Raw genomic sequence first — 13,018 nt, 5'->3', positions numbered from 1 at the left:
TCAAACCCTTACCCGCCTTCAATCTCCCCCAATACCTCGACCGCATACTTCACCAGCCCAGCCCGCCCCTCAATCCCAAGCTTGCGCTTGAGATTAAGCCGATGCGTCTCGACCGTCCGCACAGACACCCCCAGCTGCGCCGCGATTTCCTTGTTCGCCATCCCCCGCCCGATACCCCCGAGAATATCCCGCTCACGCCGCGTCAGCGCATCCAGCGGCCCCGGGTTCTGCTCCGCCATGCCCCGGGCAATCCGCGCGCTATAAAACACCCGCCCAGCCAGCACCGCCTGAATCGCCGCCATCAGTTCATCCGCCGGCGCATCCTTCAGGACATAACCCCGCGCCCCGGCACGAACCGCCTGTCGCACATATTCCAGGTTGTCGTGCATCGACACGATCAACACCGCCAGTTCCGGATAGCGGTCATGCAGCGCCGCCGCCAGCGCAATCCCTCCCATGCCGCGCATGCCAATATCGGTAATCACCAGATCAGGCATGTCCACCTCACCGGCACGCCCCAGCCAGGTGAGCGCCGCCTCGCCATCATCGGCTTCCCCAACGACCCGCAAACCCGGCTGCAACGCCAGGTGCATGCGCATGCCGTCGCGCACCAGCGCGTGGTCGTCGATCAGCAGCACGCGCGCAGGCGCATCGGCGAGGGTTGGTTCAAACGAAAGGTTCATGTCTGCGAAGGTCCAGCGGAAACAGGGTGTTCTGAAACGGCGGCTGGCCGGGGCAGCGGCTTCGCCAGCGGCAAGGCTGCCACCAGCTCCGTGCCGCCAATGCCGGAAACAATGCCGAACTCTCCACACAGCGCGGCAATGCGCTCGCGCAAATTGCGCAGCCCGATGCCGCGCTGCGGATCGACCTGCATGCGGGCCACGTCGAAACCACTGCCATCGTCGCGCACGGTCAGCCGCGTGGCGTCGGCATCGAATGCCAGCGACACGCTCACGTGCCGGGCGTTCGCATGGCGCTCCACGTTGGTCAGCGCCTCCTGGGCGATGCGGAACAGCGCGGTGGCCTGCTCGTCGGGCAGTTCGCGCGGGGTGCCTGACTGCGCCACGGTGATCTGTAGCCGGCTGCCGCCTTGCATCTCGCGCGCGAGGTGCTGGAGCGCGGCAAAAAGACCCAGGTCATCCAGCAGCGCCGGGCGCAGGTTGCGCGCCACGCGCCGCACTTCATTGAAAACCGTGTCGAGCCGGTTCAACGCCATGCCCAGCACCGGCGCCACCGCGGCGCCTTCGGTCGGGGCCAGTCTCAGCCGGTTGGTGGCGGTTTCCAGCACCAGCTTGACCGACACCAGCAACTGGCTGATGCCGTCGTGCAGCTCGCGCGACAGCCGCGCGCGTTCCTCTTCCTGCGACTGCACCACGCGCTGCGCCAGCTGGCGCAGCTTGGCATCGGCCTCCCGGTGCTCGCTGACATTGAGCGCCAGGCCGCTGGCCGCTACCAGCAGGATGCTGATCGCCGCGATCACACCGATCCAGGCCATGGTCTCGCGGATATCGGTCTCGGCGCGGGCGTCGAGCTGGCGCAGCGTGTTTTCCACGTCATCCAGATAGATGCCGGTGCCAAGCATCCAGCCCCATTCGGGCACCGACACCACATAGCCGAGCTTGGGCACCAGCTGCTGCGACGACGGCTTTTTCCACAGGTAGCGCACCGAACCGCCGCCGTCCCTGGCCGCCGCGATCAGTTGCTGGATGGTCAGCGACCCTTGCGGGTCGCGCATGGTCCACAAGTCCTGCCCGACCAGTTCGGGCTGGCGCGGGTGCATCAGGTTGCGGCCCTGCAGGTCGTACAGGAAGAAATAGCCATCCGGCCCGTAGTCGAGCCGGGCCAGCGCCTCCATGGCCGCCTGTCGCGTGGCGGTGTCGTTGCGCCCCGAACGCACCATCGGCGCGATCGCGCTCTGCGCCAGTTCTACGTAGTGGCGCAACTCCATTTCCTTGCTTTGCAGGTAGGCGGCCTCGACCAGCGCGCGCTCGTGCTGCGCGAGTTGGGTGGCCTGGTAGCGTACGGCAAGCGCGATGCCCAGCATGGCCACCGCAAGGGGTGCCACTGCGAGCAACAGGATCTTCTGGCGGAGTTTCATACAGGACCGGGGGTAAACACCGATGCCGCGCAGGCGGCATGCCACCGTCGATTTGCGTAGTACTACGCAGAAGTGCTGCGTAGTTACGCGCTTGTGCGTGGTTTGGCGGGTGTCAATACTACACGCCGGACACGCAAGCCGCCCCAACATGCGGCGCGCGTCCACGCAGCTGGTGCACCGGCCTACCCGGATGGTGCACCGCCTGCCTGCAAGACGAGATCCGGAAACGACACGAACCGGGCGAGCAGCAGCCAGATCCAGGAGATACCCTCACCGCCGGATTGCCCCAGCTGCCCGCCCCAGGCGCGCCCGCCGCCGACCCACCCCGTTGCCAGTTACCAGTCCTTCGCCGCCGCAGGCTTTCCAAATCCCGGTCTGAGGAGACCTTCACTATGAATCGCATCGGAGAACACCTGGTGTGGCTGGCCGTCGCCGTGCTCGGCGCGTTTGCCTTCGGCACCGTCGCGCTGGCGCGCGGCGAGGCCGTCAGCGCGCTGTGGATCGTGGTTGCCGCGCTCTGCATCTACCTGATCGCCTACCGCTACTACAGCCGCTTTATCGCCGACAAGGTGATGCAACTCGATCCGCGCCGCATGACGCCCGCATGGCGCCACAACGACGGCCTGGACTACGTGCCGACCAACAAGGCAGTGCTGTTCGGCCACCACTTCGCCGCGATCGCCGGCGCCGGCCCGCTGGTCGGCCCGGTGCTGGCCGCGCAGATGGGCTATATGCCGGGCATGCTGTGGCTGCTGGCCGGCGTGGTGTTCGCCGGGGCGGTGCAGGACTTCATGGTGCTGTTCATCTCGACGCGCCGCGACGGCCGCTCGCTGGGCGACCTGGTCAAGTCCGAAATGGGCACGGTGCCGGGCCTGATCGCGCTGTTCGGCTGCTTCATGATCATGATCATCATCCTGGCGGTGCTGGCGCTGATCGTCGTGAAGGCCCTGGCCGACTCGCCCTGGGGCACCTTCACCGTGGCGGTGACCATCCCCATCGCCATCTTCATGGGCATCTACACCCGCTACATCCGTCCGGGCCGCATCGGCGAAGTGTCGGTGATCGGCTTCGTGCTGCTGATGCTGGCCATCATCGGCGGCCAGTACGTGCATGAAAGCGCGACGCTGGCGCCGCTGTTCACCTACGACGGCAAGGCGCTGACCTGGATGCTGATCATCTACGGCTTCATCGCCGCCGTGCTGCCGGTGTGGCTGCTGCTGGCCCCGCGCGACTACCTGTCGACCTTCCTGAAGATCGGCACCATCATCGCGCTGGCAGTGGGCATCGTGATCGTGGCGCCGGAACTGAAGATGCCGGCGTTCACGCAGTTCGCCCAGGGCGGCGGCCCGGTGTGGTCGGGCAACCTGTTCCCGTTCCTGTTCATCACCATCGCCTGCGGCGCGGTGTCGGGCTTCCATGCACTGATCTCGTCGGGCACCACGCCCAAGCTGCTGGAGAATGAATCGCACGCGCGCTTCATCGGCTACGGTGCGATGCTGGCCGAGTCCTTCGTCGCCATCATGGCGCTGGTGGCCGCCTCGGTGATCGAGCCGGGCGTGTACTTCGCCATGAACAGCCCGGCCGCCGTGATCGGCACCACGCCGGAAGCGGTGGCGCAGGCGGTCTCGACCTGGGGCTTCGTGATCACGCCTGACGTGCTGGTGCAGACCGCCAAGGACGTCGGCGAGAACACCATCATCTCGCGCGCCGGTGGCGCGCCGACGCTGGCCGTTGGCATCGCCCACATCCTGCACCAGGTGGTGGGCGGCCAGGCCATGATGGCGTTCTGGTACCACTTTGCCATCCTGTTCGAGGCGCTGTTCATCCTGACCGCCGTCGACGCGGGTACCCGCGCCGGCCGCTTCATGCTGCAGGACCTGCTGGGCAGCTTCATCCCGTCGATGCGCAAGACCGACTCGCTGGTCGCCAACCTGACCGCCACCGCGCTGTGCGTGGCGGCCTGGGGCTACTTCCTGTACCAGGGCGTGGTCGATCCGCTCGGCGGCATCAACACGCTGTGGCCGCTGTTCGGCATTTCCAACCAGATGCTGGCCGCGGTGGCGCTGGTGCTGGGCACCTGCGTGCTGGTCAAGATGAAGCGCGGCCAGTACGCCTGGGTCACGCTGCTGCCGACCATCTGGCTGCTGATCTGCACGCTGACCGCCGGCTGGCAGAAGCTGTTCCACGCCGACCCGAAGGTCAGCTTCCTGACCCACGCCGCCAAGTTCAGCGCCGCCATCGCAGAAGGCAAGGTACTGGCCCCCGCCAAGTCGATGGAGCAGATGCACCGCGTCGTCTTCAACGACTACCTGGACGCCAGCCTGTGCGCGCTGTTCATGGTGGTAGTGCTGTCGATCGTGTTCTACGGCTTCAAAACCGCACTGCAGGCCCGCGCCGTGAATCGCCCGACCGACAAGGAAACGCCGTTCGAGCCGCTGCCGGGCGCTGCTTCGGCCCAGTCCTGACCCTGACCTCGACAAGGAGCCCGCCATGCTGGAACAACTGGGTACGATGGGGCGCTATCTCGGGCAGTCGCTGCGGCTGATGGTCGGCCTGCCCGACTACCAGACCTATGTGGCGCACATGGAGAGCACCCACCCGGACCGCGCGCCCATGAGCTACGAAGAATTCTTCCGCGAGCGCCAGGAAGCCCGATACGGCGGCGGGCAAGGAAAGTGCTGTTGAGCACACCGTAAGAGGCATCCGGGCAAGTTTCCGGGTGCAGACAAAGCAGACAGGCGATCACTTGATCGCCTGTCTTTTTGTTAAGTGTTGTATTTTCCCCGCGTTTTTATGCCCGGTTACGCCGTTTCTGTGGGGGGTTACAGGGCTTTACAGGTAGTTACAGCAAGGGTGGGGCTCCTTCTCTACACTTGCGACACATCATGGCAATTCAAAGGACAAAACATATGACTCGCCATCCCGTTCGCAATCTGACCATTGCCCTCGCCCTGGCGGCCTGCGCGCTGCCGGCCGTCGCGAGCGACATGAACAACGCACTGGGCGGCGCGCTCGGCGGCGTCGCCGGTGCCGCAGTTGGCGGTGCGCTCGGCGGTAGCACCGGCGCAGTGATCGGTGGTGCGGTGGGTGGCGGCGCAGGTGGCGCCGTGACGTCCAACCGCCGCGAGCGTACGGGCGCCATCATCGGCGGCGCGCTGGGCGGTGGTGCAGGTACCGCAGCGGGCAACGCCATGGGCGGCCGTACCGGCGGCCTGATCGGCGCCGGCCTGGGCGGCGGTGCCGGCGCGGCGCTGGGCGGCAATGTCTCGCGCAGCAACTCGTATGACGATGACCGTCGTTATTACAAGAGCAGCTACAAGCGCAAGAAGCACAAGCATCACCATCACCACCACCACGACTGATCTGCGGTGGTTAAGCAAGAACGGGCCCCAAGGGCCCGTTATTTATTTGCGCGGTCAGGCATAATCGGTTCGGCAAGGCACTTGACCTGCCGCACCCCGAAACAAAGAAGCCCGCGGCCGGACATGCCGGAGGCGGGCTTCTTCTCCAGTAAAGTCGGAAGAGGCGTTCGCGCACTCTCCCAAAGCCGGTTGGAGACCAGGCAAAAACAGAAGGGGCCGCTCTGGGGAGGAGCGGCCCCGGATCGCGCTTGCAGGAGCCCTGTTGCCTGTGTGGCGGCCCCGGAGGCACGGGCCGCTTACAGCGGCGCGCGATCGGTACCGGTGTCGTACTTGGCGCCGTCGGCAAAGGCGTCGAACTTGCCGGCGCGGGCGCCATCGGTGTAGGTGTCGAACTTGCCAGCCTTGGCACCGTCAGCGAACACGTCGTACTTGCCGGCCTTGGCGCCGTCCGCGTAGACGTCGAACTTGGCCACCTTGGCACCGTCGGCGAACACATCGAACTTGCCGGCCTTGGCAAAGGCAGGCGTGGCCGACAGGGCGGCGGCGATGGTGGCGACAGCGATCAGGGCGGAGCGGTTTTTCATGATTCAGGTCTTCTTTATTGCGTGGATGCCTCAGCCGGCACTTCGGCGAAAGATGATTGTTGCATTGCGGCATCCGAAGGCTAGATATTAGGCATTTCCCTCATATCAATAAATATCAGGATCCACAATGATTGGTTCTGATTCCAACAATAAAGCAGCCTGACCGCGTAAGGATTCAGCGCAGAAACGGGAGACTATGTCATGGATCGCCTGCAATCGATGCGTGTGTTTTCCAAGGTGGTGGAACTGGGAAGCTTCGCGCGTGCAGCGCAACAGCTGGAAATGTCCAACGCCGTCGTCACCCGCTACGTCGCCGACCTGGAAAGCCACCTGGGCACCCGGCTGCTGAACCGCACCACGCGCAGCCTGTCGCTGACCGACGCCGGCGAAACCTACCTGCAGCGCTGCCAGCAGATCCTCGAGGACGTGGAAGAGGCCGAAAGCGTGGTCGCCGCGCGCAGCCAGTCGCTGTCGGGCACGCTGCGGCTGGTGACGCCGGTGATGTTCGGCCTGCACCTGCTGCCTGAACTCCTGTCGCGTTTCCAGCAGCTTTATCCGGATGTGGTGTTCGACGTCCTGCTGTCAGACCGCAACGTCGATATCGTCGAAGAAGGCCGAGACGTGGCCGTGATGCTGTCGGACCTGGGCCTGGGCTCGCACCTGGTGGCGCGTCCGCTGCTGTCGGCCGAGGTGATCCTGTGCGCATCGCCCGGCTACGTGGCCGCGCACGCGCCGATGCGCCATGCGCACGAGCTGAGCCACCACCGTTGCATCGCGATGCGGCTGCCCAACGCCGAACATGAATGGACGCTGCTTGGCCCCGAGGGCGAGGTGACCGTGCCGATCCGCCCGGGCCTGCTGTGCAGCAATGCCGAGCTGGCGCACCAGGCTGCGCTGGCCAATATGGGCGTGGCGATGCTGTCTTCCTACCTGGCCCGGCCGAATATCGAATCGGGCAAGCTGGTCCATGTGCTGCCGCAGTACCAGCTGCCACGGCGCGACGTCAGCGTGGTCTACCCGAGCCGGAAGTTCCTGCCGACCAAGGTCCGTGCGTTTATCGATTTCCTGCTGGAGGAAGGTCAGGTGAAGGGGAAGGCAGAGGGCGCCGAGCCGCGGCATGCGGCGCATAGCGTCAGCTCATAAGGGCTCAGGGGCCGATGCCGGATTGAAAAAGGGGCCCTTGCGGGCCCCTTTGCTTTTACCGTGCTGTTACCGCGATTCGGCCGCGATTCGACCACGTTACTCGCCGGCTTCGACGGCGGTCTTGCGCGCCGCGCTCTTGGCTGGCGCCTTTTTGGCCGCGGTCTTGGTGGCGGTCTTCTTCGCTGCCGTTTTCGTGGCAGCCGTCTTTGTAGCCGCCGTCTTCGTAGCCGCGGACTTGGCCGGTGCCGGTGCGGGCTCGGCGTCAGCCTCCTTGGCCGCGCCGCGCGACGCCGTCTTGGCCGCGGTCTTGGCACCCGGCTTGGGCTCGCGGGCCTCGAACTCGAAGCCGATCTTGCCGTCCGGCTGCTTGACCAGGAACGCCTTGAAGTTGCGGCCCGTGCGCGACGACTTGAACCCGGTCAGCAAGTCGGTCTTGCCGTCGTTGAGCAGCTTGCCGATCTGCTCGCGGCTGATTTCCTGCTGCAGGATGATCTTGCCGGTGGTGAAGTCGCAGCTCTTGGGGCTGGCCACGCTGTTCTCGCAGACGTACTTCATGCCGTGCTCGAACACCGCGCTGCCGCACTTCGGGCAGGTGCCGACGGGCTCCTGGCCACTGAAGTCGACCGGCTCGCCGTCGCCCTCGTCGTCATTCTGGCCGAAGTCGAATTCCATCTTGAAATTGCCGTCGTCGTCCTTGCCCAGCTTCAGGATGGCGGCAAACGGCCGGCCCATCTTGCTGCGGAAGCCCTGCAGCGGACCAATTTCCTTCTTCAGCAGCAGCTCCTCGACCTCTTCGATCTCGAACTGGCGTCCGCCCGGGATCTTGCTGATCGAGAATTCGCACGCGGTGCAGGCGAAGCGGCGGTAGTTTTCCTTGACCTGGCCGCCGCACTGCGGGCACGGCGTATCCAGCGTGGCGTAGTCGCCCGGGATGGTGTCGCTGTCGTATTCCTTGGCGCGCTTGACGATCTGCTGCGTCATCTGCGCGATCTCGAGCATGAACTCGTCGCGCTTCAGGCGCCCGCGTTCGATCTGCGAGAGCTTGTGTTCCCACTCGCCGGTCAGCTCGGCCTGCGTCAGTTCCTGCACGCCCAGGCCGCGCAACAGCGTCATCAGCTGGAATGCCTTGGCGGTCGGGATCAGCTCGCGGCCTTCGCGCACCAGGTACTTTTCAGTCAGCAGGCCTTCGATGATGGCCGCGCGCGTCGCTGGCGTGCCCAGGCCCTTGCCGGCCATGGCTTCGCGCAGCGCGTCGTCGTCCACCAGCTTGCCGGCGCCTTCCATGGCGGACAGCAGCGTCGCTTCGTTGTAGCGGGCAGGCGGCTTGGTGGTCAGGCCGACGCTCTCGACCTTGTCGGTCTTGACCTTCTCGTCCTTGGCCACCGGCACCAGGTTGGCGGCGTCCTTGTCGCCCTGCGCCTCGCGGCCATAGATCACCAGCCAGCCCGGGTTGACCAGCACCTTGCCTTCGGTCTTGAAGTGGTGGCCGGCAACTTCGGTGATGCGGGTCGTGACCTGGAACTCGGCCGCCGGGAAGAACACCGCCAGGAAGCGGCGCACCACCAGGTCGTACAGCTTCTGCTCTGGCTCGGACAGGTTCTTGGGCGCCTGCAGCGTCGGGATGATGGCGAAGTGGTCGCTGATCTTGCTGTTGTCGAAGATCTTCTTGTTCGGCTTGACCCAGCCCTGCGCCAGGATCTTCTTGGCGTGCGGCAGGTAGTTGGGCGAGCTGTCGGCCAGCATGTCCATGGTCTGCTTGACCGTGTCCAGGTAGTCCTCTGGCAGCGCGCGCGCGTCGGTACGCGGATAGGTCAGTACCTTGTGCTTCTCATACAGCGCCTGTGCCAGGCCCAGCGTGTTCTTGGCCGAGAAGCCGAAGCGCGAGTTGGCCTCGCGCTGCAGCGTGGTCAGGTCGAACAGCGCCGGCGACTGCTGCGTCGAAGGCTTGGATTCCTCGGTGACGGTGCCCGGCTTGTCGCGGCAGGCGGCAACGATGCTCTTGGCCTCGGCCTCGCTCCACAGTCGCGACTCGCGCGCCTCGGGATCGAACTCGCTCTTCTTGAACTTGGGATCGAACCAGCGGCCTTCATACAGGCCGGCGGCGGCGATGAACTCGGCGTGCACTTCCCAGTAGTCGCGCGGGACGAAGTGCTTGATCTTCTCTTCGCGCTCGACCACGATCGACAGCGTCGGCGTCTGCACGCGGCCCACGGTGGTCAGGAAGAAGCCGCCGCCCTTGCTGTTGAAGGCGGTCATGGCGCGCGTGCCGTTGATGCCGACCAGCCAGTCGGCCTCCGAGCGGCAGCGCGCGGCGTCAGCCAGCGGCAGCATGTCCTCGTCCTCGCGCAGGCTGGCAAAGCCATCGCGGATGGCCTGCGGCGTCATCGACTGCAGCCACAGGCGGCGGATCGGCTGTTTGGCCTTGGCCTGCTGCGCGATCAGGCGGAAGATCAGTTCACCTTCGCGCCCCGCGTCGCAGGCGTTGATCAGCCCGGTCACGTCCTTGCGCTTGATCAGGCGGTTCAGCACCTTCAGGCGCGACTCGGTCTTGGCGATCGGGCGCAGGTCAAAATGCGGCGGGATCACCGGCAGGTTGGCAAAGCTCCATTTGCCGCGCTTGACCTCGTATTCGTCCGGGGCGGCAATCTCGACCAGGTGGCCAACTGCCGAAGACAGCACGTATTCGTCGCTCTCGAAATACTCGTCGTGCTTGGTAAACCCCCCGAGGGCACGGGCGATATCCGCCGCGACCGACGGCTTTTCCGCGATGATGAGGGCTTTTGACATGGGAAAGGGTCCTTGCGAGCCGCTTCCGGCAACCCGCTATTGCACTGCAAACGTAGTAATCAGAACGCCGGGAGGCTTTGAGGCGCCAATAATAAGCGCGGTTTCAACGACGGTGCAAGCAAGCCCCATCGTCGTCGCCTGCACCGCCTAGGCGGCGCCGCGGCCTCCGGCAAGTAACCAGTCCAGCACCTGCGGCATTTCTTCGGCGCTCGCCGGCATCGCGCCACCACGCGTCAGCATGCGTTCCAGCACCTCGATGTGCGGCAGCAGCGTGCCATAGAACTGCGGCGCGCCGCCCGACGCCGGCTGTACCAGCAGCGTCGGGAAGTTCTCGATGTCGATATCGCCAAGCGCGTCGGCATGGGTCTCGATATCGATCCAGACGAAACAATCCTGCGGATGGCGCCCGGCCAGCGCCGCCAGCGCCTTCAGGTAATCCCGGCAGGTACCGCACCATTGCGCGCACAGGCATGCCACCAGGCGGCCCTGTGGCCGCGCCGCCAGGCATTCGGCTATGGCGGCGGCGTCACGCTCGGGAAAGTAAACGGTCATGGCATCGGAATCATGAGGCGCCCGCAGCATGCGGACGCCGGCGATTGTAGCGGTATCGGGACTGCACCCCTCTCTTGCGGCACCAAGCCTGGCTCAGCCGAGGCGCCGGAACAGGTTTCCCGGTAGACGTTCGGCCACGCCGGCCAGTTCCAGCTCGAGCAGGCGCGCCGCGACCAACTCCGGGGGCTGGCCGCTGCGCTCGCACAGCGCGTCCAGCGTAACCGGATCGTAGCCGAGTGCCGGCAACAGGGTAGCAGCCGGTTCTGAAAATCGGGCCGTGCCGGTGACATCGTGGTGGTCCGGGGCCGCCGCGCCCCGGGGTAGGGCGGGGAGGCCAAGTTCGTCGAGCACGTCCCCGACCGACTCCACCAGCTTCGCCCCCTGGCCGATCAGCATGTGGCAACCATGCGACAGCGGCGCGTGGATCGAGCCTGGGATCGCGAACACCTCGCGCCCAAGCTCCGCCGCCAGCCGCGCCGTGATCAGCGAGCCCGAGCGCGCTGCCGCCTCGACCACCAGCACGCCGCGCGCGAGCGCGGCGATGATGCGGTTGCGCCGGGGGAAATTGGCCGCCAGCCCGCGCATGCCGAGCGGGAACTCGGTGACGATAGCGCCGCGCTGCGCCACTTCGCGTGCCAATGAAAGGTTCCCGGCGGGATAGACGCGGTCCGCCCCGGTGCCGGTCACCGCCACGGTGCCGCCGCAGCCGCGCAGGCCGCCCGTATGGGCCGCCGCGTCGATGCCCAGCGCCAGGCCCGACACCACCGTCAGCCCTGACTCGGACAGGGCGCGCCCGAACGCCAGCGCGTCGCGCGTGCCCTGCACGGTGGCCGAGCGCGCGCCGACGATGGCCACGGCGGGGCGAGCCAGCATGGCGGGATCGCCCTGGATATATAACAGCAACGGCGGATCGGCCAGGTCGAACAAGCGCCGCGGATAGGCGTCGTCAGCGAGCGTGACGACGTGGTTGCCGGGCGTGTCGAGCCAGCGCAGCGTTCGTTCGGCCAGCGCCGACACCGCGGCGCCGGGGGCAGCCAGCACGGCGCGCGCCAGCTTGGCCGGCACCACCGACGACAGCGCTGCCACGCTTTGCGCCAGCACCTGCTGTGGCAGGCCGAACGCCGCCAGCAGGCGCTGCGCGGCCACCGGGCCGACGCCCGGCGCATTGGCCAGCCGCAGCCATGCGAGCACGTCCGCGGGCTCGCGCGCGGTGTCCTGCCGCGGGTTGCCCTGCCCCGAGTTGTCCAGCCTTGCGCCAGCCAGGAGCAAGGCCTTCACGCCATCCGCCAAGGCCGGCTCAGCGCGGCGAGGTGGCGCGGTCGCCGACCGCGATCACGTTGGAGGCGTCGGTCACCAGCGCGTATGCAACGCCGGGGAACACACGGAAGACAAAGGCGAGCCCGTAGCGCTCGTCGGGCAGGCGGATGCTGCGGTTCTGATCGGTCCGGTCGTGCACGGTCTCGCCGGCGCGCGACAGCGCCAGCACTTGCCCGGGCTCGAGCCCGGCCTTGCTGCCGACGTTGAGCACCACCACCTGCTTGGCACCGCCGAATTCGACGCCGCCATAGACCTTGGCAACGCGGCCGTCGACCTCCGCATCGGGCGCGTGCGGCACGTAGCGCACCGCTTCGCGCGCCGGCTGCGGCATCAGCAGTGTGCCCACGCCCATCTCTTGCTGGGCCTGCGTGACCTGCAGCGTGGAAACCGCGTCGGGACCCTGCGCGCCGCGCGCCAGGCGGGCATTGCCTTCGTATTCGGCCTCATAGCCGAGCACGGCGTTGGTGACCGGATCGCGCACCGGCGTGACTGGCCGATAGGCCTGCCAGTCGCTGCCGGCCGGCGCATCGGCGGCAATGCCGCGCGCGTAGGCGCTGTCGTCGCGGCCCAGGTACACGCGCGATTCGGGCACCGCGACGATCCGTGCCGACGTTGCCAGCGTGCCCTCATCGACCACCAGCGGGCGAATCAGGAACGGCTCGATATCGCTGGCGGAAATGCTGAGGATGGCGGCCCCGTCCGCGTCGCCGCCACGCATGCGCGGCGACAGCTGCACGGTCCCGTTGCCGGCGGGGGTGGTCGACAGCCAGGCGCGGCCGTCGCGCTGGATCAGGTACAGGATCTGCCCGGGGTAAATCAGGTGCGGGTTGCGGATCTGCTGCTGATTCATGCCCCACAGCTCGGGCCAGCGCCACGGCTGGCGCAGGTACCGGCCGGAAATGCCCCACAGCGTATCGCCGTTGCGCACGGTGTACTGCGAGGGCGCATTGGGGGCGAGATCGGCGATCGGGATACCCTGCCGGGCAGTGCGCTGGGCCTCGGCCTGCTGCGCCGCCGTGACCGTCAGGTCAGCGGCCCGCACGGGCAGGCTTGCCGCAGCAGTGATGCCGGCGGCACTCAGCAATGTAAGGGTGAACGCGTGCAGCCTGCGGCCCGACGCCGCCTGGTGTTCTTTGGTAAGATCGCGCATTTTCCTGAACCGGCCGGTGGTACGG

General features: G+C 66.6%; 11 protein-coding genes. 4 read left to right on the top strand and 7 right to left on the bottom strand.

What is annotated here, in order from left to right:
* Positions 1 to 8: 8 nt before the first annotated feature.
* Both LPA45_RS17610 and LPA45_RS17605 read right to left on the bottom strand, forming a co-directional pair.
* Positions 9 to 683: a response regulator transcription factor gene (locus LPA45_RS17610; RefSeq protein ID WP_116320071.1), complete on the bottom strand. Its 675-nt coding sequence runs from the start codon at positions 681 to 683 to the stop codon at positions 9 to 11.
* On the bottom strand, positions 680 to 2,098 hold the full coding sequence (locus LPA45_RS17605; protein WP_116320070.1) for a cache domain-containing protein: 1,419 nt from the start codon (positions 2,096 to 2,098) through the stop codon (positions 680 to 682). Before LPA45_RS17605 ends, LPA45_RS17610 begins: the two co-directional genes overlap by 4 nt.
* A gap of 392 nt (positions 2,099 to 2,490) precedes the next feature.
* On the opposite strand from LPA45_RS17605, the gene LPA45_RS17600 reads away from it, so the two are divergent.
* From LPA45_RS17600 to LPA45_RS17590, 3 genes are all read left to right on the top strand, one after another.
* Positions 2,491 to 4,563, top strand: a complete 2,073-nt coding sequence (locus LPA45_RS17600; RefSeq protein WP_367394690.1) for a carbon starvation CstA family protein — start codon at positions 2,491 to 2,493, stop codon at positions 4,561 to 4,563.
* Positions 4,564 to 4,588: 25 nt separating this feature from the next.
* Complete coding sequence (locus LPA45_RS17595; protein WP_012354346.1) at positions 4,589 to 4,783, top strand: YbdD/YjiX family protein; 195 nt, start codon at positions 4,589 to 4,591, stop codon at positions 4,781 to 4,783.
* A 224-nt stretch (positions 4,784 to 5,007) separates the two neighbouring features.
* Complete coding sequence (locus tag LPA45_RS17590) at positions 5,008 to 5,460, top strand: hypothetical protein (RefSeq protein ID WP_116320068.1); 453 nt, start codon at positions 5,008 to 5,010, stop codon at positions 5,458 to 5,460.
* A gap of 296 nt (positions 5,461 to 5,756) precedes the next feature.
* On the opposite strand, the gene LPA45_RS17585 is transcribed toward LPA45_RS17590, so the two are convergent.
* On the bottom strand, positions 5,757 to 6,047 hold the full coding sequence (locus LPA45_RS17585; RefSeq protein ID WP_116320067.1) for a hypothetical protein: 291 nt from the start codon (positions 6,045 to 6,047) through the stop codon (positions 5,757 to 5,759).
* Between the two features lie 198 nt (positions 6,048 to 6,245).
* On the opposite strand from LPA45_RS17585, the gene LPA45_RS17580 reads away from it, so the two are divergent.
* The gene (locus LPA45_RS17580) at positions 6,246 to 7,187 is read left to right on the top strand and encodes a LysR family transcriptional regulator (protein WP_116320066.1); all 942 of its coding nucleotides are present in this window, start codon (positions 6,246 to 6,248) and stop codon (positions 7,185 to 7,187) included.
* A gap of 96 nt (positions 7,188 to 7,283) precedes the next feature.
* On the opposite strand, the gene LPA45_RS17575 is transcribed toward LPA45_RS17580, so the two are convergent.
* From LPA45_RS17575 to LPA45_RS17560, 4 genes are all read right to left on the bottom strand, one after another.
* Positions 7,284 to 9,974 carry a DNA topoisomerase III gene (locus LPA45_RS17575; RefSeq protein ID WP_367394689.1) on the bottom strand — a complete coding sequence of 897 codons (2,691 nt, stop codon included), beginning with the start codon at positions 9,972 to 9,974 and terminating at the stop codon, positions 7,284 to 7,286.
* 147 nt (positions 9,975 to 10,121) lie between these two features.
* Positions 10,122 to 10,526 carry a thioredoxin family protein gene (locus LPA45_RS17570; protein ID WP_116320155.1) on the bottom strand — a complete coding sequence of 135 codons (405 nt, stop codon included), beginning with the start codon at positions 10,524 to 10,526 and terminating at the stop codon, positions 10,122 to 10,124.
* A 93-nt stretch (positions 10,527 to 10,619) separates the two neighbouring features.
* Positions 10,620 to 11,774, bottom strand: a complete 1,155-nt coding sequence (gene dprA, locus LPA45_RS17565; protein WP_367395033.1) for a DNA-processing protein DprA — start codon at positions 11,772 to 11,774, stop codon at positions 10,620 to 10,622.
* Positions 11,775 to 11,823: 49 nt separating this feature from the next.
* On the bottom strand, positions 11,824 to 12,993 hold the full coding sequence (locus LPA45_RS17560) for a LysM peptidoglycan-binding domain-containing protein (protein ID WP_116320064.1): 1,170 nt from the start codon (positions 12,991 to 12,993) through the stop codon (positions 11,824 to 11,826).
* Positions 12,994 to 13,018: the final 25 nt, after the last annotated feature.

It is taken from the genome of Cupriavidus sp. Agwp_2 (assembly GCF_040784895.1).
In the GTDB taxonomy this organism is placed as follows: Bacteria; Pseudomonadota; Gammaproteobacteria; order Burkholderiales; family Burkholderiaceae; genus Cupriavidus.
This window is presented reverse-complemented; position numbering and strand designations above follow the sequence as displayed.